The organism is Actinophytocola sp. NPDC049390, assembly GCF_044466355.1.
Classification (GTDB): Bacteria; Actinomycetota; Actinomycetes; order Mycobacteriales; family Pseudonocardiaceae; genus Actinophytocola.
In genome coordinates, this window is sequence record NZ_JBITMQ010000016.1 from 38,891 (window position 1) to 59,356 (window position 20,466).

Below are 20,466 nucleotides of genomic sequence, written 5' to 3' on the forward strand. Positions count from 1 at the left end.
ACACACCCCGCGAGTCCCGCTCTCGTGCAGAGCGGGACTCGCGGGGTGGTCAGGCCGGGTCAGTCGAAGAGGTTGTGGACCCAGCCGATGGCGTCCTCCACCCGGTGATCGGTCCACGATCCGATGTCTTCGTAGTAATGCTCCAGCGTGTGGCCCAAGGGGGCATCCGAGCCATCCCTTATGTACTTCCCGAGCTTGGTCATGCCGATCCCGGTGAAGACGGTGTTCACCATCGCCTTACCGAGGGCCGTGTGGAACTTCTTGCTCTCCCAGCCGTACGCGACGCCGGACGCCACCGCCGCACCGTATCCGGCGAGAATGGAGGTCACCTTGGCGGTGGTGCCGATCGCGGAGAGAACAGCGGACAGCGGCAGGGCTGGAGCGGTGAACAGTGCGCCGACACCGGCAATGTTGGAGACCAGACCGGCCCAGTCGGCGAGCCCGTCGTAGTACTTCGCCATGAACGCGGCGGTTTCCTCGACGGTGAACGGCCACAAACCGAAAATCGACGAGTCGCCGTGCGCGTCGGGATCGTCACTGTGGAGATCCGTTCCGGCGTCATCGTGTTCTTGGGCGTTCGTGACCGCCCCGTGCGTCACGACCGCGGTTTCGGCATCCGCGGCCTGGATGGCGATGATTCGTGCCTCGGTCGCCGCGGTCGCCGCCGCGGCGGCGTCCTGGCCGGCCTGGATCGCGGACGCGCGGGCGTTGTACGCCGAGACCTGGGCGTCGCGGGCGTACCCGACCGCCCGGCCCGCGGAGTCGAGCGCACGCAGCATCGAGTAGTTCGCCGACCGCCGCGCCCTGTTCGCTACGGCCGCTGCCTGCGCCGCCTGGTCGGCGGAGCGCTCGGCGTCCGCGGCGGACTGCTCGGCGGCGGTGGCGTTGTTCGCGGCTTCGGTGGCCGACCGCTCGGCGTCCGCCGCGTACCCGGCCGCCTTGTTCGCCCAGGTGACCGCTTCGTCGGCGGCTTGCCTGGCCTCCGCCGCGGCCTTGGAGGCAAGGGCCGCGTTCTCCAGCGCCTTCGAGGCGACGCGGGCCGCGTGTGCGATGGCGGCCCGGATCGCGGCGATGTGGGCCGCACGGTCCTGGTCGAGCTGAGCGGTGTCGAACTGGGTGCCGGCGACGAACCCGCGTCGCATGGTGGTGGTGCCCGCGAGCGCGATCTGCGCCGCCGCCTTCGTGTACGGGCCGCCCTCGTTGAGCAGCCGATACGCCTCGACCTGGTCGTCCTCCGCCGACGCGTCAACGATGGACACCTTGAGGAAGTGGTGCAACGCCGCGGCCGATCCGTCGTCCAGCGCTGCCTGCGCCGCTGCGCGCACCGCCGGCCCGGGACCGCCCGCGAGGATGTCGAAGATCAGCACCCGGTTGTCCTCCGCCGCGGCGTTGACGGCGCCGGTCGTGAGGAATTCGGTGACCGCGGCGGGATCGTCGTTGTCCAGTGCCTGGGCGGCGGCGGTGGCGACGGCGACTGTCGACACGGTGGCGACGGCGGCGACGGATTCGTTGTCGTCCTGGCGCTGTGACAGCAACCGGTCGGTGCGCAGCCATGCCAGTACGTCCTCATCACCGCCGGCGACCGCGAATTCGGCCGCCGATCTCGTCCAGCTCCTGGTGACACCGGTCGTGATCAGTTTGACCGCGGCCTGGCGCCCCAACGTGACCGCCTGGCCGGTGTCGCCGTCGCGCAACGCGGTCTCGGCATCCGCGATCAAGGTGCGGATCGCTTCGTCGGTCAGCGCGTTCTGCGTTTGCTGCCGGGCGAGCGAGGCGCGCCCGTCCGCCTCGGCCCGCGCGTCCCGCTGTGCGAGTTCGACTCCGAGTTCGATCTCCTCGGTCAGTGAAGCGGCTTCGGCGTCCCTGGCCGCCTGTTCCACGGTCCGTGCCTGGTTGACCGTGTCCATCGCGAGGTTGGCGGCCGTGACGGCCTTCTGGGCTGCCGCCGTGGAACGGTTGGCGTAGTCGATCGCCTCGCCGGCGTGGTCCGCGGCCTCCTCGGCGGCAGCCGCGGCGGCGTCCGCGTGGTCGGCCGCGCTGTTCGCGGCATCGCGTGCGGCAGCGGCCGCCGACGAGGCCTGGTTGGCGAAGGACCGTGCGGCGGCCGCGGCACGGTTGGCGCGCGCCGCCGCGGCGTTGGCCACGGCCGCTGCCTGACGGGCCTCCTCGGCCTCGGCCTGGGCCACTCCGGCAGCGGCAGCGGCGTCGGCCGACGCGGTCGCAGCCGATGCCGCGTCGGTGGCGGCGGCCGCGGCCGCGCTACCCGCCACGACCGCGCCCCAGCTGGCGACCCGTGCCCACTCGGCGGCCCGCGCGGCATCACGCGCCTTCCCTGCCGCGTTGCGGGCGGTCTCGGCGGCGTTGCGTGCGGCGGCCGCCGTGCTCGCGTTCTTGGACGCGGAGATGGCCGCGTTGTATGCGCTGGCGGCCGCACGGCCCGCCGCGGCCGTGGCGTGCGCGGCGGCCTGGGCGGCGTACGCGGCTCGGCGCGCGGCCGCCTGCGCGGTGCGGGACGCGCTGATCGCGGTGGTCGCGCAGGCGGCCGCGTTCCGCGCGGCGCGGGCGGCGGCGTTGGCCGCCCTCGCCGAGCGGCGCACGTCGTTCTGCGCTGCGCGGGCCTCGTCCAGTGCGGCGAGCGCGGCCTGTTTCGCTTTGACCGCCGCCTCCTTCGCGGCGTTGGACAGGGCGACGGCCTGATCGGTGCACTGCTGGGCGATCCGGCCTTCCCGCTCGACGATTCCGACCAGCTGCTCGATGGTGGCGGACTCCTCGTCGCGGGCGCGCGCGATGTACTGGCCGGTGCGCAGGAACCAGCCGATCGCCCCCGGGGTACCGGCGTCGAGGGCCCGCTCGGCGTACAGCTTCACCTGCGGTGACGCGGTGGCGAGCATGCCGAAGACGAGGACCCGGGCGTCCTCGTGGTGGGCCGGGTACTGGCCCTCGTCGATGAACTCGGTGAACGCGGCGAGGGTGTTGGTGTTCAGTGCGTCGTCGGCGGCCCGCTGCACCGCGGAGCCACCCGTGTTCTTGACGGTCAGCACCTCGACCCGCTTGTCCTCGGTGACGGCGGCGCTGAAGCCGTCACTCAGGAAGGTCGACATGGCGGCGCTGCCGCCGGACAGGGCGTTGTTGATCCCGGTGGTGGTCGCGCGACCGGCGAAGGGCAGTGCGGCGAACAGGGCGAACTGGTTGTCCTCGTCGATGGCGTGCTGTAGCCGGGTGTTCAGGAAATCCGTGAGGTCCGCGTCGGAACCGGTCAGTGCGGTCTTCGCCTCGCGGCGGACCGCCTTGCCGCCGATCTTGTACTGCCACAGCGCCCGACCTCGGGGGGTGTCCGGCAGACCCCCCTCCGTCGGGGTGGTCTCCGCGGCCGCGTTGCCGGCGCCGGCGAACGCGAACCCGGTGGGCAGGACGGTCAGTGCGGCGGCGCCACCGAATGCGCGGAGCACCCGGCGTCTGGTCCATTCGTTCGAGGACATCACGGATTTCCTTTCACAGGCAGGGACTTACCAGCCGAAGTTGCTCAGGCCGGTGCCGTACTGGATCTGGTTGAACCCGGCTGCGTTGATCGTCTTCGTGTAGGTGAGGGTGATGGAGCCGTACGGATCGACTGCCACCGCGGGCTCGACGTCAGGGCCGGAGTTGGCCACGGGGGTGGCCTGCAGCGTCGGCAGCCTGCCGGTGGTGCTGCCGTCCGCGTTGACGCCCCGCAGGTACACCTGGCCGCCGTACCGCCAGGTGACGACGGCGCGCCGCTGGTCGTCGACACCGACCTCCGGTTCCGCCCCGTTCGGGCCGTAGTTGATGGCACCCGCGGCGCCCGCCGCGGTGAACGACCGGACCGCGACCCGGCGGTTGGCGGTGCCGTCGTCCTGCCAGCCCACGACGAAGTTGCCCGCGTAGTCGGCGGCGATGCTCGCGTCCCGCCGGTCCCCGGTGCCGCCGGCGGACCGGAACGTCAGGGATTCCGAGCCGGTGGGGGAGAACCCGCGCAGGCGGAGGTCGAACTCACCGTTGCCGTCGTTGTCGGTTTCCCAGACCACCACCGCGTCACCGTCGGCACCCATCGCCACGTCGGGGTCCTGGTTGGGGCCCGCGCCGGGGCTGATGATCTGTTCCCATTTCTTCGCGGTGATGGCGGAGTAGAACGCCAGGTGCACCTGTTTCGGGGCGCCGTTCCAGGTTTCGAAGGCGATGGCGAAGCCGGTGCCGTTCGGGTCGGCGGCGATACTGGGGTTCTGCTGCTGCCCGGGCGTGTTCGCGTTGACCACGACCGCGCCGGTCTCGTGCGCGACGGAGTCGAACGTCTTCACCTTGATGTCGTAGTACCGGTTGCCGTCGTGGTCGTCCGCGTAGGTGACGATTGTCGTGCCGTCGTCGCGGACCGCGACGTCGGGCTGGATGTGTTTCCAGTCCGCCGCGCCGGTCGAGGTGACCGGGCGGGTGAACTTGGCCCGCCCGTCCTGGTAGACGCGCAGGAAGACGTTGGTGCCGACGGTGTCGGCGGGGTTGGTGCCCAGCCGGTCGTCTTCCCACACCACCGCGGTGAACCTGCCGTTGTGCGAGGTCGCGACCGCGGAGTCGGTCTGGTTGTCGCCGCTGACCGAGTGCGCGTTGGTCCAGTAGGCGCTCTGTGCGACGTCCGCGATCCACGGCCGCACGTCGTCGACACGGGTGTCGACGGCGCCGGTGCGGGTCTCGGTCGCCGGTGTGCCGAAGCAGCCGCCCTGCCAGGAACGGCTGTTCACCGCGGCCACCTCGACGCCCGCGCCGGTGGTGCGCAGCGCGGGACCGCCCGTGTCACCTGCGCACACGGCGGCACCGTTCTGCCCGGTGAGCGCGAGGTCCCCGCCGGTGACCGCGTCGACGGTGAAGGTGCCGGTGTGCTGGTGCAGCGGGGCCCATTCGGTGGCGGTGCGGCCGTAGGCGGGGAGCGTCAGCTGCTCGCCCGCCGTCGGCGCGGTCGAGCTGACCGCCACGGGGCTGACCCCCGGGACGGGCAGGGCGATCTGGGCCATCATCAGGTCCCGCGACTCGTGCGGCACGAGCCGGACCACGTTCCGCACCGCGCCCGCGGTGGTCGTGAGGTCGGGTCGGCCGATCGTGGCGGTGACGGTCTGGGGCGGCGTGCCCGACGGCGGGGTGTCGGTGCCGGGCGTGGTCACGAAGCAGCTGGCGGCGGTGAGCACCCAGGAGGGCGCGACCAGTGCGCCCGTGCAGGCGCGGGTGCCTGCGCCGATGTCCAGCCGCACGACGAACGTGTGGTTCGCGGAGCCGCCGACGACGGCCGCAGCGGGCGCGGTCGTCACCGCGGCGGCGGCCAGGGCCAGGCACGACACCAAGGCCAGTCTGGTCGAGCGGGTCCGGGTGGGTCTTGTCATGACGGAGTTCCTCACGCGGTGCTGGGAGCGGTGGCCGGTCAACGCGAGACCGTGATTTCCAGCAGCATGTACTCGCCGCCGGTACCGTTCGGGTCACTCTCACCGACGCCCGCGAAGGTGTTCGGCGGCACGTCGTACGTCTTCGTCGTCGTGCCGTCGTCGGGGGTCAGGACGACCTCACTGTCGAAGTTCCCGGTGCGCACGCCGTACACGGACGGCATCTCCAGGGTCAGGTGCCCGGTGTTCCCGGAGACGTTGAAGCACACGTAGCCGGTGCCGGGCTGGCCCCGCGCGGCGATCCGCAGCAGGTCGGGATCGGTCGTGTCGGCGGGGCACTGGGCGAGCAGCACGATGTGGCCGTCGCCGCGCTTGAGCAGGAATCCGCGCTCCGCCTGGATCTGCGCGGCCTGCGGGTAGTTGAAGTCCTCGATCGCGAACGGTGGTGCCTCGTCGGCCTGCGGGGCCACGTCGGCTCCGGCCGGCGCGGCGCCGGTGCCGAAGGCGAGGAAGGCGGCGGCCGCGGCGAGCGTGGCGGCCAGCGCCGCTCTCAACGGGTGTCTCATACGGGTCTCCTGTGGCGGTGAACTCCGGCGCTGACGTGCGGCCGTGTCCGGCGGCGATGAGCCGGGACGAGTCGCGGGGGGTACATGCCTGACAAGCATGTTCACGGCGTTATCGCGGAGGCATCGCGCACGGCGGGCGTCCGCGATAAGCCCGTGATAACGAGGTCGCTTACGCTGTCGTCACGCCGGTGCCCGCACGACGTGATGGAGCGGTAGACCCATGAACAGACTCGGCAACGCCGTTCGGGCGGCGGTCGCCGCCGCCGTGTTCGCGCTGCCGGTGGCCACCGGCATCGGACTGGCCATCGCACCGGCCATCGCACCGCCGAACGCACCGGGCAGCGGGCCGGTCATGAACACCGCCGGTCCGGGGTGCTGCACCGGCACGCCGTGGGGCGAGATCGCGGAACCGGCGGTCTGAGCCCTCACACCCCGAGGCCGGCGAGCAACGTGGTGGCGCGCCGGAGGGGGTCGGTCAGGTCGTGGTCGGTGAACGAGACCATGGCCGTGGTGAGCAGTTCTGCCGCTCGCGCGGACCTGCCGTGCTCGGCGAGCACGCCGGCGAGTTCAAGCAGTATCTCGGCCCGGCCGCTGTGTTCCATGGCGCGTTCCCGTAGCGCGGCGGCGGTGAGCATGGCCTGCTCGGCGGCGTCGAGCTCGCCGAGCTTGGCGTGGACCCGGCCCAGGCGGTGCTGGATCCGGCTCTCCCCGGCGATGTCGCCCGCGGCGCGCACCTTCCCGACGAGTTCGGTGAGCACGGCCCGGGCCTCGGTGTACCGTCCCTGGCTGATCATCAGCTCGGACATCCGGAACCGGAGTTGGGTCGTGACCCGGTGGTTGGCGGCCGAGCCCGCGATCCGCACCGCGACGGTCAGCCGCTGTTCCGCCCGCTCGATCAGGCCGGTGTCGATGTCGATCTTGGCGAGTTCGCCGAGCACGTGCGCCTGCCCGATGAGGTCGCCGACCTCCTGGAACCCGTCGAGCGCCCGGGAGAAGAGCCCGCCCGCCCGGTCGCCGTCCTGGTAGCCGCGGTCGAGCAGGCCGAGGTCACGGAGCGCCAGTGCCGCGCCGTGGCGGTCGCCGAGCGCGGTGAACGTGGTGAGCGCGGGCAGCAGGTACTCCTCCGCCACCTCGTACGGTCGTGCCCTGCTCAGGTGCAGTGAGCCGAGCGAGCAGAGCAGCGCGGCCTCGCCTCGGCGGAGACCGGCCGCGCGAACCGCGGCGAGGGCCTGTTCGTGGGTGCGGGCCCAGTCGTCGAACAGGCACCGTGCCTCGAACGCCGTCACCAGCGTGCACGCGAGGTCCCAGCACGCCTCGGCCAGCCCGCTCGTGGCGGCCAGTTCGACGGCCGCGCACAGGTTCGCGTGCTCGGCGTCCAGCCACCGGAACGGGTCGTCCGCCAGCACGCCATCCACATAGGACCGCGGGGGCGGCAGCCGGGGCGCGTCGCCGTGCAGCACCGTGAAGTCGCCGCCGTAGATCCGCCGGTGCGCCTCGTCGACGATGGCCAGCCAGCCACCGGTCACCCTGGTCACGGCGGCGAGCCAGTCCGCGTCGGACTCCTCGGCGTCCAGCCGCTCCCTGGCGAACAGCCGGATCAGGTTGTGGAACTTGTAGCGCGGGCCGCCGCCGGGATCGAGGCCCGCGATCTCCAGCATCTGCGCGTCGACGAGCAGTTCGAGCAGGTCGAACGCGGCGTAGTAGTCGATGTCGAGCACGGCGGCGGCGAACCAGCCGGGGAAGCTCGCCCCGTCGAACACGCTGAGCAGCCGCAGCAGCCTGCGTGCCTCGGGGTCGAGGCCGTCGTAGGTCATGGCCAGGCTGGCGCGGACCATCAGGTCGCCGTGCGTGAGCTCGTCGAGTCTTCGGCGCTCGTCCGACAGCCGTTCCAGCATCCAGGCCAGCGACCAGTGCGGCCTCGCCGCGAGCCTGGCCGCCACGATCCGCATGGCCAGCGGCAACCCGCCGACCAGCCGGAACAGTGCGTGCGCGGCGTCGGGCTCCGCGGTGATCCGCTCCTCGCCGACGACCTTCGCGAGCAGCTCGAGCGCGTGTTCGGCGCCCAGCACGTCGACGTCGAACCGCAGTGCGCCGGGCAGCCCGGCGAGCCGTGCGCGGCTGGTGACGAGCACGGCGCTGTCCCCGGTCCCCGGCAGCAGCGGCCGGAGCTGGCCCTCGTCCGCCACGTCGTCGAGCACCACCAGCGTCCGCCTGGTCGCCAGCACCTGCCGGTACAGCTCGGCCCGTTCGTCGAGATCGTCCGGGACGGCCTCGCCCGGCACGCCGACCGCGCGCAGGAACCGGCCGAGCGCCTCCAGTGGGCTCGCGGGCGTCGACCGCGCGCCGCCGAGGTCACGGTAGAGCTGGCCGTCAGGGAAGGCAGCCCGCAGCAGGTGCGCGACGTGGACCGCCAGCGTGCTCTTGCCGACCCCCGGTTTCCCGGTCAGCACCACCACCCGCGTCCCGGCACGGAGCACCCGCTCGATCTCCGCGATGAGGTCGTCCCGGCCGGTGATGTCCTCGGTGTCCGCGGGCAGCTGGGACAACGAGGACACCTCGGGGGTGCGGGCCGGGCCGCGACCGTCCGGCGCCGGGTCCGCGCCGCCGGCCAGGATCGTCGCCTCCAGCGCGCGTAGTTCGTCGCCTGGTTCCAGGCCGAGCTGGTCGATCAGCAAGGCGCGCCCCGTCCGGTAGACGTCGAGCGCGTCCGCCTGCCGTCCCGACCGGTACAGGGCGAGCATCAGGAGCGCGCGTAGCCGTTCCCGCAGCGGGTTGGCGTCGACCAGCTCGCTGAGCTCGTCGACCAGCTGCCGGTGCCTGCCGAGCCGCAACTCGAGGTCGAACCTCGTCTCGGTCGCGGACAACCGGCGCTCGTCGAACTGGACCGCGATGCTCCGCAGCACCGGGCTGCGCAGGCCGGCCAGCGCGGGACCGCGCCACAACGCCAGGGCGGCGGCGAGCAGGCCGGCCGCCTCGGCGGGATCACCCGCCCGAACCGCGTCGTCGGCGCCGGCCACGTGCGCGCCGAACACCTGCGCGTCGAGCTCCCCGTCCGCCACGCGCATGAGGTACCCCGGCGGCTTGGTGACGATGGACGCCGGCAGCCCGATCCTGCCGAGGTTCGCCCGCAGCGCGGACACGCAGATCTGCACCTGTGTGCGTGCCGTGGCCGGTGGGTCGGTGTCCCAGACGGCGTCGATCAGCCGGTCGATGCTGACGACCCGGTTCGCGTTGAGCAGCAACACGCACAACACGATCTCCTGCCGGCCAGGCCGGACGATGGCCTGCTCGCCCTCGTGGCCGACCTCCAGCGGGCCCAACAGGCGATAGATCGTGCGGTCACCTTGAGCCACTGGCGCCCTCCGCTTCACTCAGCGACTCGCCGTCGCCGGCGCCGCATCATCGTGCGTGAACGGTCGGGCAAGGTCAACCGGAAAGTGATGGCGGTGTCACGGTCCGGCAGCCGCCCGCCGACGGGTCCGTGCCACCGGGAAGATCCTGTTTGGAATGCTGCGGGGGTGCCTCTGCGTGTGCTCGTCGTCTGCCTGCTCGCGGTTCTCGGGATCGCCGCGTCGCCCGCGGCCGCCCAGCCCGCGGGTCGTGTCGACCCGGCGCCGATCGTCGCCGCGTTGACGGACGGGCAGCAGGTCGTCCGGGCGCCGGGGACCATCGCCCGGTTCGACGAGGCACGCGTGCGCGAGGAACTGGGCCGGGCCGTCCGCCTCGTCGTGCTCCCCGTCGTGGACTTCGACCTGTACCCGTCGGAGGGCGACGACAACCAGTACAGCGAGATCGTCAGCCGTCCGATCCAGACGTGGGCGATGGACCGGAAGGTGCCGGTCGTGGTCGTCACCGGCCTGGACGTCACGATGTACGGCGCTCCGTCCCACCGTGAGCACCAGCTCCCCGCCGACTTCGACGAGCTGCGCACCTCCACCGCGAACCGCGACATCACCGAGCGGCTCGTCGTGTTCGCCCGGCTCGGGAAGGGGCTGGCGCCGGACGTCGCCGAGGACGTGGAGATCACCCACGCCGCGCCGGTGCCCGCGCCGCCGGACCGGGTGGCCGAGCTGGTCGCCGCGCTGCGGGAGGACCCGGTGTACAACGCGCCCGGCCGCACCGACGTCATCGGCGACGACGTCGCGGCGACCGCGCGGAAGGAGTACGACCTCGGGATCCGCGTCGCCGCGTTCCCGCACCTCGAGCCGGGGCAGCCGGTGGTCGACTACGCCACCCCGCTCGGCGCGGCCTTCCCCGACGACGTGGTCCTGGTGCTGCACGGCCACTGGCTCGACGTCGTGGCCGCGGACCGGGGCAAGGCGCTCGCGGCCCGCGCGTTCGCCTACGGGAAGGCCGACCTGACGGTGCTGTCCGGGGGCAGCAGCCGGTCCCTGCTGCGGGACACGATCACACGGCTGGACCTGCTGTTGACGGAGACCTCGTGGGGTTATCCGCAGCCACCGCCCCAGCCGAGGCCCCAGCCGTTCGACGTCCAGCGCACGGTCTGGGCACTCGCGCCGTGGGTGCTCGTCGGCTCGGCCGTCGTGATCGCGGGCGCCGCGCTCCTGCGCCGCCGCAGGCGCGCCGCCACCGCCGAGGTGGAGCTGCGGGCGGAGACCGCGGCGGCGCTGGCGGTCATCGGTGACCTCGGCGCCAGGGTGCTGGCGGCGGAGGAGAGCGGCGAACCGGTCGACCCGGCCGTGGCCGAGCGGCACGCCACCGCCCGGCGGCTCTACGACCAGGCGCGGACCTCGGTGGCGATGGAGGAGGTCCGCCGGGTCGCCGAGGAGGGCCTCGAGCTGCTGCCCGAACCGGAGTCCGAGCCGGTACCTGAGGATCAGACGCCGCGGGAGGAAGGCCCGGCGCGCACCGGGAGGAAGCACCGGTGGCTGGGTGTCCCGCGCTGGCTGTGGGCGGCCGTCGCGCTGGGCGCGGTGGTCAGCGTGCTCGTGTTCGTCGTCTCCGAGCCGCCGGTGCCCGTGACGGCACAGGCGCGCAAGGCCGTCGAGGGGCTGCGCACCACGTCGGTGTACGAGGAACCGGGCGGGCCCGGGGTGATCGACGTGCCGCGGTCGCGCGAGCTGATCGGTGACCGGGCCATCGTGCTGGTGCTGCTCGCCACGACGGTCGACGACCCGACCGCCCGCACTGACCCGCGCGCGGAGCGGTGCGCCGAGATCGCCGACCTCGTCGCCACGTCGGTGGTGATCGTCTACTCGTTCGACCACGAGGGTGACTACAAGCCCGAGTACTGCGTCGGCCCGGAGTTCGTCAACGCCGACAACCCGGTCGACCCCGAGGACTACACCACGGGCGTGGTCGGCGGCGTCCTCCTCGGCACCCACTTCCGGGTCACCGACACCGACCGGTTCGCCGAGGTCGAGGAGTACGTCTACACCTTCGACCACTACACGATGCGGGACAGCCCGAACGGGGTGCCACGCCGCGGGGTCGTCGTGCCCCCGCCACCCACCCCGGACGCGCTGCAGGCATGGCAGGTCGTCCTCGCGCTCGGCGGCATCCTCGCCGGGACGGTGGCGCTGTTCCTGCTGTCGCGCGGCGCGGGCTGGTTCGCGGGCAGGCGGCGGACGCTGGCGGCCGCGACCAGGACGCGGGCGGAGGCCGCGGGCGCGCGGCTCGCCCGGCTCGCCGACACCGTCCTGCACCCGGCGGAGCCGGAGAACGCCCGCGCCGCGCGCCGCGAGGCCGATCTCGCCGGGCGGTACGTGCTGCTGTTGCGCGATGTCGAGGCCGCGCGGACCGACGCCGACCTGGCCGCGGTCGAACGGGCGCTGACCGAACTGGAGGAGGCGGCCGGAGCGGGCCGTTGAAACCGGGTCAGTCGCCGGGGCTGACCAGAACCTTGGCGTGCTCGCTGCGCCCGGAGTCCAGCTCTTCGAGAACGTCGCGGAGCGACGTGAGACCCACCGTGCCGGTGTGGAGGGCCGCGACGTCGAGCGTGCCACCGGCGATGGCACGCATGGCGCCGACGAAGTCCTCGTGGTTGTAGGCCAGCGAGCCGATGACGGTCAGCTCCCGGCTCTGCCAGTCCCCGTAGCTCACGGTGGACTCCTGGAGCGGGTAGCCGAGCAGCGCCAGGATCCCGCCCCGGCGCACGAGTTCGGCGGTCGGCTGCAGGAGCGACGCGACGCCCGCGCACTCGTAGACCACGTCGGCTCCGACCCCGCCGGAGATCCCGTCCAGGGTGGGCTGGAGCGCATCAGGCGCGACCACGTGCGCGAACCCGAGCCGGGTCGCGAGTTCACGACGCGCCGCCGAGGGCTCGGAGACGACGATGTGTCCCGCGCCGGCGTTGCGCGCGTGCTGCGCGGTGAGCAGCCCGATGGGGCCCGCTCCCTGGACGACGACGATGGCGCCGAGTTCCGCGGCGACCCGGCGGACCGCGTGGAAGGTCACCGCGGCGGGTTCGACCAGCGCGGCCTCGACGTCGGAGAGTTCGTCGGGCACCGGGATCACGCGGCGGGCCGAGACGTGCACGCGTGCCGCGAACGCGCCGTGGTCGGGTGCGTCCGCGTCGACTCCGTTGGCCTCGGCGAACACCGTGTCGCACTGGCGGGCATGGCCCGCGACGCACTGGGCGCACCTGCCGCAGGCGGGGCCGACGCCGCCCACGACACGCTGCCCGGCCCGCAACGCCGGTACGCCCTCGCCGACCGCGCTGACCGTGCCGGTCCACTCGTGGCCGAACACCGCGGGCGGCAGCATGTGACCGTCGGTGTAGCCGTGCACGTCGGTGCCGCAGATACCCGTGAACGTGATGTCGACGAGCACCCGGCCGGGCGCGGCCTCGGTCAGCGTCTCGGTGCGCTGCCGGAGTTCCCGCGGTCCGGCGACGGTGACGACGGGGGTTCCTTCTTCGCGCATGTGTCCACAGTGCTCGCCCGGGTCCGCACTGTCCAATCGTGCACGAGGCGTGCGGTGTGCACTGATCGGTCCAGCGGCGGCGGCCGGATGCCGGGTGTTCACCCGCCTTTATGAACATTAGTGTTCGTAGTACGAGGGTGAGTACCGCTCCGGCACGTTCCTGCAATGACTGGAGATCAAAGTTGAGCGAGCAACGACCTACCCGTCGAAGCGTCCTGAAAGCCGTGGGCGGGCTCACCGCCGCGGCCGCGCTCGGTGGCGGCGCGACGATCGCGGCGGCGACCACCGCCAGTGCGGCGACCAACGGGTTCGGGTTGACCATCGTGGACCGCAACGAGAGTGACCACCGCATGTGGTACTACCGGTTCGCCACGAGCGCGGTCGGCTGGAACCCGGGCGTCAACGTACTGCTGCCGAACGGCTACCACGACGACGGACGCCGCTATCCGGTGCTGTACCTGCTGCACGGCGGCGGACTCGACCAGGACTTCATCTGGTACGACCGATGGGGCATCCGGGACCTCACCGCCGGAAAGCCGATCATCGTCGTGATGCCCGACGGCGGCCACGCCGGCTGGTACAGCAACCCGGTGACGTCGAACGTCGGTGCCCGCAACTGGGAGACCTTCCACATGTCCCAGCTGGTGCCCTGGATCGACGCGAACTTCCGGACCTACGCGGAGTACCACGGTCGTGCGGTCTCCGGGTTCTCCATGGGCGGCTTCGGTGCGCTCAAGTACACGGCCAAGTACTACGGCCACTTCGCCTCGGTCAGCTCGCACTCCGGTCCGGCCAGTCTGCGCCGGGACGCCGGCCTGGTCGTGCACTGGGCCAACGTGTCGTCCGCGGCCGCCGACCTCGGTGGTGGCACCGTCTACGGTGCGCCGTTGTGGGACGAGGCCAGGGTCAGCGCCGACAACCCCGTGCAACGCGTCGAAAGCTACCGCCACAAGCGCGTCTTCCTCGTCGCGGGCACGAGCCCCGAGCCGGTCAACATGGTCGACTTCGTCACCGAGACACAGGTTCTCGCGGGACAGCGGGAGTTCCGCGGGCTTCTCGGCCAGGCGGGAATCCCGCACGAGTGGCACGAGGCGCCCGGCGGTCACTTCCTTCGCCGCGACCTGTTCAGCGCGGACCTCGACGGCATCATCTCCCACCTCCGCAAGGCGTAGCCCGATCCGCCGACGTGCCCCGCACCGCATCTCCGGCGCGGGGCACCGGGCTTCGGTCGGGGTCACTGCTAGTGTTCGATCACCTGCCCGATCGTGAGGAGGCGGTGGTGACCTTCGCGGAGTACGTGCGCGAGAACTGGATCACGATCGTCAACGACACGATCCTGCACTTCGACGTGACGCTGGGCGCGATCGCGATCGCGGTGGTCATCGGGGTCGGGCTCGGCATGCTCACCTACCGGCACTCGACGCTCGCGGCCCTGGCCACGACGACCACCGGCGTCTTCCTGACCATTCCGTCCGTCGCGCTGCTCGGTGTGCTCATCGCCCCGTTCGGGCTCGGCGTGCTGCCCGTGCTCGTGGCGCTGGTCGTCTACGCGTTGCTGCCGATCACCCGCAACACGATCGTGGGCCTGCGGGAGGTCGACCCGGCCGTCGTGGAGGCGGGCCGCGGCATGGGCCTGAGCAGGACCCGGGTGCTCTGGGACCTGCGGCTCCCGCTGGCCTGGCCGGTGATCTTCGCCGGGGTCCGGGTCTCCACGCAGATCATCATCGGCATCGCGGCCATCGGCGCCTGGGTGCAGGGCCCCGGACTGGGCAACCAGATCTTCGACGGGCTCGGCCGGTTCGGTGGCGCCAACTCGCTCAACCAGGTCCTCACCGGCACGCTCGGCATCGTCGTGCTCGCCCTCCTGTTCGACCTGGCGTTGGCCGGTGTCGCCAGGCTGACGACCTCCCGGGGGATACGTGCCTGAATCGCGGAGCGAAGGGCCAACGCGGTCGAGCCGCCCTGGCGAGACCATCGAACTCGTCGACGTCACGAAACGCTTCCCCGGTCAGGCGGAGCCCGCGGTCGAGGCGGTGTCGATGGTCATCCCCGCCGGGGAGATCGTCGTCCTCGTGGGACCGTCGGGCTGCGGCAAGACCACGACGATGAAGATGATCAACCGGTTGATCGAGCCGACCTCGGGCACGATCACGGTCGGCGGCACCGACGTGCTCATGCTCGACCCCGACCAGCACCGGCGCGACATCGGCTACGTCATCCAGCAGATCGGCCTGTTCCCGCACAAGCGGATCGAGGACAACATCGGTCTGCTGCCGAAGCGGTTGGGCTGGAGCAGGTCCCGGGTCCGGGCCAGGGTCGCCGAACTGCTGGAACTGGTCGGCCTGCCCGCGGACTACGCGCGGCGCTACCCGCGTGAGCTCTCCGGCGGGCAGCAGCAGCGGGTCGGCGTCGCCAGGGCGCTCGCGGCGGATCCGCCGGTGATGCTCATGGACGAGCCGTTCGGCGCCACCGACCCGATCACCAGGGACCACCTGCAGAACGAGTTCCTGCGCCTGCAACGCGAGGTCCGCAAGACCATCGTGTTCGTCACCCACGACTTCGACGAGGCGCTCAAGATGGGGGACCGGATCGCCGTGCTCCGGCCGAGGTCGGTGATCGCCCAGTACGACACGCCGGACGCGATCCTGGCCGCCCCCGCCGACGACTACGTCGCGAGCTTCATCGGCGCCGGGGGACAGCTGAAGAAGCTCGCGCTGCTGCGGCTGCGCGACGTCGAACTGGCCCCGGCACCGCGCGTCGAGGGGCTGCCGCGCATCGTGGTCGACGCGACGGCACGCGACGCACTCGACCTGATGCTCGGCGAGGGCAGCGACGTCGTGCTGGTCACCGACGACTTCGGCGCCGACGGGAAGGTGCTCGGCTCGCTGCACCTGCAGACCGTGATGGCCGCGGGCAAAGCCGGGGCCCCGTGACGGCGACGGTCAGCGGCACGCGCCCGGCGGTACGGCCCCGCTGGGCGGGTCTGCTGGCGCGACCCGCGCTGATCGTGCTCGGCCTGCTGGTGTTGTGGTGGTGGGCGGCGAACCAGCCGCTCGACTCGATCGAGGCGCGGAACGTCAACGGCGACGTGATCGGGTTCCAGGTGCTCGAGCACGTCGAGCTGACGGTGATCTGCACCGCGCTCACGATCGCCATCGCGATTCCGCTCGGGATCGCGGTCACGCTCTCGCGCAGCCGGACGGGCCGGTTGGCGGTGCTCGGCCTCGGCAACCTCGGCCAGGCCATCCCGTCCGTCGGGCTGATCGTGCTGCTCGCGCTCGTGATCAGCATCGGCGTCGGCACGGCCGTGATCGCGCTGGTCGCCTACGCCGTGCTGCCGGTGCTGCGCAACACCATGGTCGGCATCGAGGGCGTCGACCCGGTGCTGACCGAGGCGGCCCGCGGGATGGGGCTGTCGCGGTTCGCCGTGCTGCTCACGGTCGAACTGCCGCTCGCCGTGCCGGTCATCCTCGCCGGCGTCCGAACCGCCCTGGTGCTGACCGTCGCGAGCGCGCCGCTGGCCGCACTCATCGACGGCGGCGGGCTCGGGGGCGGGCTGTTCACCGGCCTCTCCCTGAACCGCCCGGTCATCAGCGTCACCTTCGGGGTGCTGGTGGCCGCGCTCGCCCTGCTCGCCGACTGGCTCGGTCTCCTGGCCGAGACGTTGTTGCGCCCCAAGGGAATCTGATCGTCAACCGAGGAGGAACCCCCATGCGCCGCCTTTTCCCCGTCGTCGTCGGCCTCGCCGTGCTGGCCGCGGGTTGCACGTTGGAGGACGACTCCACCAGAGCCGAGGCGGGCGCCGGTTCCATCGAGAAGATCGACGCGCTCGACGGAGTCACGATCACGGTCGGGTCGAAGGAGTTCGACGAACAGCTGGTGCTCGGCCAGATCGCGCTGCTGGCCCTGCAGGCCGCCGGCGCCGATCCGGTCGACCAGACGAACATCACCGGGACGGACGCCGTGCGCCAGTCGCTCGTCACCGGCCAGATCGACCTGTACTGGGAGTACACCGGCACCGCCTGGGTGTCCTTCCTGAAGCAGACCGAACGGGTGACCGATCCCGAGCAGCTGTTCGACCGGGTCAAGACGCTCGACGCCGAGAACGACATCACGTGGTGGGCACGTTCGCCGGGCAACGACACCTACGCCATCGCCGCGAACCGCGAGGCGGCCGAGCAACACGGCATCGAGACGATCTCGGACTACGCGGCACTGGCGACAACCAACCCGGAGGCGGCGTCGACGTGCATGGGCCCGGAGTTCAACAGCCGTGACGACGGGATGCCCGGCCTGACCGCGATGTACGGCTTCACGTTGCCCGACGCGCAGCGGCACGAGGTCAACGACGCGGTCGTCTACACCGAGGTCGGCTCGGGCAAGACCTGCGACTTCGGCTCGGTCGCGTCCACCGACGGCCGGATCCCCGCGCAGGACCTGGTCGTGCTGAAGGACGACAAGTCGTTCTTCCCGGTCTACAACCCGGCCATCACCATCCGCACCGAACTCGCGACCAAGTACCCCGACCTCGAAGGCGTCTTCACCCCGATCGCCGAGGCGCTCGACGACAAGACGCTGCTCGCGTTGAACGAGCAGGTCAGCGTCGAGGGCGCCGCCCCGGAAAAGGTCGCCGCGGACTGGCTGCGGGAGAAGGGGTTCATCGGCTGAACGGGCGGGCGGCGACGTTCGCCGTCAGCGCAGTACGGCCGCCAGCAGGTCGGACCCCAGCGTCGTGAGGTCGGGCAGGCTGACGGTGTACCGGACGTACCGACCGCGTCGCTGGGACGTGAGCAGGCCCGCGCGGCGCAACACGGCGAGGTGGCGGGACACCTCCGGCGGCGAGAGTTCCCAGGCGTGGGCCAGCTCGCCGGTGGTGTGCGGGCCACGGGCCAGGGTGCGCAGCAGCCGCAGCCGTACCGGATGCGCGAGTGCGTCCAGCCGCAGCCTGACCGTCTCCAGCGACACCGGCGCCGGCAGGCTCGGCTCCGGGACGGGGTACTGCACCACCGGCTGCCACCCCGGCGCGTAGACCGCCACCAGGTGCGGGCGGCCGAAGGCGCTGGGGAGGAAGGTGACTCCGGTGCCGTCGGCGGCGGTGGCGGTGTCCTGCAGCTTGTCCACGATGATGCGGTTGCCGTCCGGCGCCAGGGTGACGGCGCTGGAGACCGACGCGAGCGCCGCGCCGATGCCCTGGCGCTTCAGCAGGTCGTTCTTCATCCGCAGGTCGGCGGTGAGCTGCGGGGCGACGTCCCGCCAGGCGGCGTCGAAGAAGGCCTCGGCGCACTGTTCGAGGGTGTCGCGCACCCGCGCCCGCACGGCAGAGGGGTCGGCGAGCAGCCGTTCCGCGAAGGCCTCCTGCACCGCGCCGCGGGCCTGGGCGAGGTCCAGCGCCCGCTCGCGTGCCGTCGCGTCGGTGAGCGGCGACGGCATGCCGTAGTGGACCCGGTTGCTGCCGCACGTGGTGACGAGCGCGGCGGTCACGTAGGCCTCGTCGTCGATGCGGTCCACGTCGTCGAGTTCCTCGGCGAGGGTCGGCCGGGGACGGGCGGGGACCAGGAAGTCGGCTCGTGAGGAACGCCAGAGGAACTCCGCCTCCTTGAGGCGCTCGGCCAGTGTGGGCGCCAGCCCGGCCCAGACGTCCGCGGCCCAGCCCGCGAGCTGCGGGTGGTGCCCCGGTTCGGCCAGCACGTGCAGCATCGCGGTCAGTTCGGCCAGCGGCGACGCGGCGAACCGTAGTCGCCCGGACGGCAGGCCGCTGATGTCGATGCGCAACGTCATCATCCCATTCTCGCTGGTCGGGCGGCCGGCGACCGCGCCGGTTGACGGAGTTCGTCAATCGACGTGGCGAGCGGGACGGCGCGCAGCACCGTTGACGCCATGGCAACCAAGATCCGGCTCCGCGCCCTCGTCCGGGCGTCCGGCGGTCCCCGCTACGCCGTCGCCCTGGCCGTGGACGCGCTCGGCACCGGCATGCTGCGGCCCTTCCTGCTGATCTACGGGGTGGCCGTGCTGAGGCTCTCCGCGTCGGTCACCGGCATCGCCATGACGGCCGGGATCGTCGCGGGCCTGGTGTGCGTGCCCGCGGTGGGCCGGTGGCTGGACCGGGGTGCGCGCAGCACGGCCGTGGCGGCGTCGATGCTGGTGCGGGTGCTCGGCGTGGCGCTGTTGCTGGCCGCGCCGACGGGGCACGTAGGGCTGTTCGCGACGGCGGCGCTGTTCCTCGGCGTCGGCAACCAGGCCTGGCCGGCCGCCCACGCGGCTCTTGTGGCCACGGTCGCGCACGGCCGCGAACGCGACGCCGCGCTCGCGAGCGGCCGCGCCCTGCGCAACGCGGGCATGGGGGTGGGTGCGCTCCTCGCCACCGCGTGCCTGGCGGGCGGCGCCACCGCGTTGCAGGTGCTGGCGGCCGTCACCGGCCTCGCGTATCTCGCCGCGGCGGTCCTGGCGTGGTCGGTCCACGTCCGCGCGCGGCCGACCGGCACCCCGGCCGAGGCCCGGGACGACCAGCCGGCGCCTCGGATGCGCGGGCTGCTGGCCGCCAACGTGATCTACGTCTTCTGCCTCAACGTCCCGGAAATCGCGCTCCCGCTGATCCTGGTGACCCAGCTGCACGCATCGCCTGCGTGGGCGGCGGCCATCTTCGTGGCGAACACGGTGCTGGTGGTCACCCTGCAGGTGCCGGTCACCGTCCTGCTGTCCCGCTTCTCCAGGCGGGCCGTGCTGGCGCTCGGCGGGGTGGTACTCGCCGTGTCCTACCTCGGCTTCCTCGCGGCCACCGCACTGGGACACGGCTGGGCCGCCCCGGCCGTCGCCGCGGTGTCCGTGGTCTGCACGCTCGGCGAGATCATCTACGCGGGGAGCGCCACCGCGCTCGTCACCGCACTCGCCCCGCCGCACGTCCTGGGCCGCGCGCTCGCCCGCTTCCAGCTCTCCACGGGCTTCGGCCTGGCCATCTCCCCGGCGGTCATCACCGCGCTCGCTGCCCGCGGCCCGGCCGCGCTCTGGGGCAGCCTCGCCGCCGTGACCCTCCTCGCCGCCGCCGGTACCGCGGCCGAGAAGGACGGTGGGCCGCGGTATGCCGACGGGGTGAAGGCGGTGATCAGGTCGCAGGGCGGGGCGATCACCTCGGCCACTTCGGGCACGGCCGGCCGTCCCGGCGCCGGGACTACGCCGGCTTGCGGCCCCACGCGGTGATCATAGGGGCGAGCATGAGGTCCAGGTCGCTGCGGTCGAGGTTGGCGAGGTGTGTCTCGATCTCCTCGGGGGTGGCCAGCTCCGACGCCAGCAGCTGGTCGCGGACGTGGCGGATCGTCGCCGCCTCGAGGACCGCGCAGGTTGGGGCGGCGACGGGGAAGTAGGCCTCCGCCTGCACGTCGCCGAGGCCCGACTCGCGCAGCAGCCGGGGCAGCGTGCGGCCGAAGGCGAGGTCCGCGCCCTGCCGGACCATCAGCGTCCGGGTCTGGGCGCGGAGCCGGTTCGCCAGTTCCTCGGAGGGGCCGCGTTCGTCGGGGCAGGCGAGTGGCTGCAGCGCGGGATCGCCGTCGTCGAGCACCAGCCACCCGCCTCCGGGCGGCGGTTGTCGAGCAGGTGGCGGTTCACCGCACCGGCATGGCTCCGGCGACCGGGGTGCGGGTACC

The 20,466-nt window shown here is 72.4% G+C and carries 15 protein-coding genes; 8 read left to right on the top strand and 7 right to left on the bottom strand.

Features of this window, described 5'->3' with window-relative positions; all coding sequences use genetic code 11:
- Nucleotides 1-59: 59 nt before the first annotated feature.
- The 3 genes from ACIBVP_RS36110 to ACIBVP_RS36120 are packed head-to-tail and all read right to left on the bottom strand — an operon-like array spanning nucleotide 60 to nucleotide 5,944.
- Nucleotides 60-3,479 (bottom strand): ALF repeat-containing protein, encoded by a 3,420-nt coding sequence (locus ACIBVP_RS36110; RefSeq protein WP_396110961.1) that lies wholly within the window; start codon nucleotides 3,477-3,479, stop codon nucleotides 60-62.
- 27 nt (nucleotides 3,480-3,506) lie between these two features.
- Nucleotides 3,507-5,381 (bottom strand): trypsin-like serine protease, encoded by a 1,875-nt coding sequence (locus ACIBVP_RS36115; RefSeq protein WP_396110962.1) that lies wholly within the window; start codon nucleotides 5,379-5,381, stop codon nucleotides 3,507-3,509.
- A gap of 38 nt (nucleotides 5,382-5,419) precedes the next feature.
- Nucleotides 5,420-5,944, bottom strand: a complete 525-nt coding sequence (locus tag ACIBVP_RS36120; protein WP_396110963.1) for a hypothetical protein — start codon at nucleotides 5,942-5,944, stop codon at nucleotides 5,420-5,422.
- Between the two features lie 220 nt (nucleotides 5,945-6,164).
- Between ACIBVP_RS36120 and ACIBVP_RS36125 the strand changes: the two genes are divergently transcribed.
- Nucleotides 6,165-6,365 carry a hypothetical protein gene (locus tag ACIBVP_RS36125; protein WP_396110964.1) on the top strand — a complete coding sequence of 67 codons (201 nt, stop codon included), beginning with the start codon at nucleotides 6,165-6,167 and terminating at the stop codon, nucleotides 6,363-6,365.
- Between the two features lie 4 nt (nucleotides 6,366-6,369).
- Here ACIBVP_RS36125 and ACIBVP_RS36130 read toward each other — a convergent pair whose 3' ends face one another.
- Nucleotides 6,370-9,297 (bottom strand): BTAD domain-containing putative transcriptional regulator, encoded by a 2,928-nt coding sequence (locus ACIBVP_RS36130; protein WP_396110965.1) that lies wholly within the window; start codon nucleotides 9,295-9,297, stop codon nucleotides 6,370-6,372.
- A gap of 165 nt (nucleotides 9,298-9,462) precedes the next feature.
- Here ACIBVP_RS36130 and ACIBVP_RS36135 point away from each other — a divergent pair, with 165 nt between their 5' ends.
- Entirely contained in the window at nucleotides 9,463-11,775 is a 2,313-nt protein-coding gene (locus ACIBVP_RS36135; protein WP_396110966.1) for a hypothetical protein, read from the top strand.
- Nucleotides 11,776-11,782: 7 nt separating this feature from the next.
- Here ACIBVP_RS36135 and ACIBVP_RS36140 read toward each other — a convergent pair whose 3' ends face one another.
- A complete protein-coding gene (locus tag ACIBVP_RS36140) occupies nucleotides 11,783-12,829 on the bottom strand; it encodes a zinc-binding dehydrogenase (protein WP_396110967.1) in 1,047 nt (348 codons plus the stop codon).
- Nucleotides 12,830-13,053: 224 nt separating this feature from the next.
- On the opposite strand from ACIBVP_RS36140, the gene ACIBVP_RS36145 reads away from it, so the two are divergent.
- The 5 genes from ACIBVP_RS36145 (at nucleotide 13,054) to ACIBVP_RS36165 (ending at nucleotide 17,497) form a co-directional block, all read left to right on the top strand.
- Nucleotides 13,054-14,001, top strand: coding sequence for an alpha/beta hydrolase (locus ACIBVP_RS36145; RefSeq protein WP_396110968.1), 948 nt, complete (start codon nucleotides 13,054-13,056; stop codon nucleotides 13,999-14,001).
- Between the two features lie 107 nt (nucleotides 14,002-14,108).
- Nucleotides 14,109-14,756 carry an ABC transporter permease gene (locus tag ACIBVP_RS36150; RefSeq protein ID WP_396110969.1) on the top strand — a complete coding sequence of 216 codons (648 nt, stop codon included), beginning with the start codon at nucleotides 14,109-14,111 and terminating at the stop codon, nucleotides 14,754-14,756.
- On the top strand, nucleotides 14,749-15,762 hold the full coding sequence (locus ACIBVP_RS36155) for an ABC transporter ATP-binding protein (RefSeq protein ID WP_396110970.1): 1,014 nt from the start codon (nucleotides 14,749-14,751) through the stop codon (nucleotides 15,760-15,762). The genes ACIBVP_RS36150 and ACIBVP_RS36155 overlap by 8 nt, the downstream gene beginning before the upstream one ends.
- The gene (locus ACIBVP_RS36160) at nucleotides 15,759-16,517 is read left to right on the top strand and encodes an ABC transporter permease (protein WP_396110971.1); all 759 of its coding nucleotides are present in this window, start codon (nucleotides 15,759-15,761) and stop codon (nucleotides 16,515-16,517) included. Before ACIBVP_RS36155 ends, ACIBVP_RS36160 begins: the two co-directional genes overlap by 4 nt.
- 23 nt (nucleotides 16,518-16,540) lie before the next feature.
- Nucleotides 16,541-17,497, top strand: a complete 957-nt coding sequence (locus ACIBVP_RS36165) for a glycine betaine ABC transporter substrate-binding protein (protein WP_396110972.1) — start codon at nucleotides 16,541-16,543, stop codon at nucleotides 17,495-17,497.
- A 24-nt stretch (nucleotides 17,498-17,521) separates the two neighbouring features.
- Here ACIBVP_RS36165 and ACIBVP_RS36170 read toward each other — a convergent pair whose 3' ends face one another.
- Nucleotides 17,522-18,607 carry a DUF5937 family protein gene (locus tag ACIBVP_RS36170; protein WP_396110973.1) on the bottom strand — a complete coding sequence of 362 codons (1,086 nt, stop codon included), beginning with the start codon at nucleotides 18,605-18,607 and terminating at the stop codon, nucleotides 17,522-17,524.
- Between the two features lie 99 nt (nucleotides 18,608-18,706).
- Between ACIBVP_RS36170 and ACIBVP_RS36175 the strand changes: the two genes are divergently transcribed.
- Complete coding sequence (locus ACIBVP_RS36175) at nucleotides 18,707-20,023, top strand: MFS transporter (RefSeq protein ID WP_396110974.1); 1,317 nt, start codon at nucleotides 18,707-18,709, stop codon at nucleotides 20,021-20,023.
- On the opposite strand, the gene ACIBVP_RS36180 is transcribed toward ACIBVP_RS36175, so the two are convergent.
- The gene (locus tag ACIBVP_RS36180; protein ID WP_396110975.1) at nucleotides 19,995-20,381 is read right to left on the bottom strand and encodes a hypothetical protein; all 387 of its coding nucleotides are present in this window, start codon (nucleotides 20,379-20,381) and stop codon (nucleotides 19,995-19,997) included. The genes ACIBVP_RS36175 and ACIBVP_RS36180 overlap by 29 nt on opposite strands.
- Nucleotides 20,382-20,466: the final 85 nt, after the last annotated feature.

Bases quoted from the DNA above. Each gene is read 5' to 3' on its own strand.
- ACIBVP_RS36110 (WP_396110961.1), bottom strand. From the start codon at position 3,479: ATGTCCTCGAACGAATGGACCAGACGCCGGGTGCTCCGCGCATTCGGT.
- ACIBVP_RS36115 (WP_396110962.1), bottom strand. From the start codon at position 5,381: ATGACAAGACCCACCCGGACCCGCTCGACCAGACTGGCCTTGGTGTCG.
- ACIBVP_RS36120 (WP_396110963.1), bottom strand. From the start codon at position 5,944: ATGAGACACCCGTTGAGAGCGGCGCTGGCCGCCACGCTCGCCGCGGCC.
- ACIBVP_RS36125 (WP_396110964.1), top strand. From the start codon at position 6,165: ATGAACAGACTCGGCAACGCCGTTCGGGCGGCGGTCGCCGCCGCCGTG.
- ACIBVP_RS36140 (WP_396110967.1), bottom strand. From the start codon at position 12,829: ATGCGCGAAGAAGGAACCCCCGTCGTCACCGTCGCCGGACCGCGGGAA.
- ACIBVP_RS36165 (WP_396110972.1), top strand. From the start codon at position 16,541: ATGCGCCGCCTTTTCCCCGTCGTCGTCGGCCTCGCCGTGCTGGCCGCG.
- ACIBVP_RS36170 (WP_396110973.1), bottom strand. From the start codon at position 18,607: ATGACGTTGCGCATCGACATCAGCGGCCTGCCGTCCGGGCGACTACGG.
- ACIBVP_RS36175 (WP_396110974.1), top strand. From the start codon at position 18,707: ATGGCAACCAAGATCCGGCTCCGCGCCCTCGTCCGGGCGTCCGGCGGT.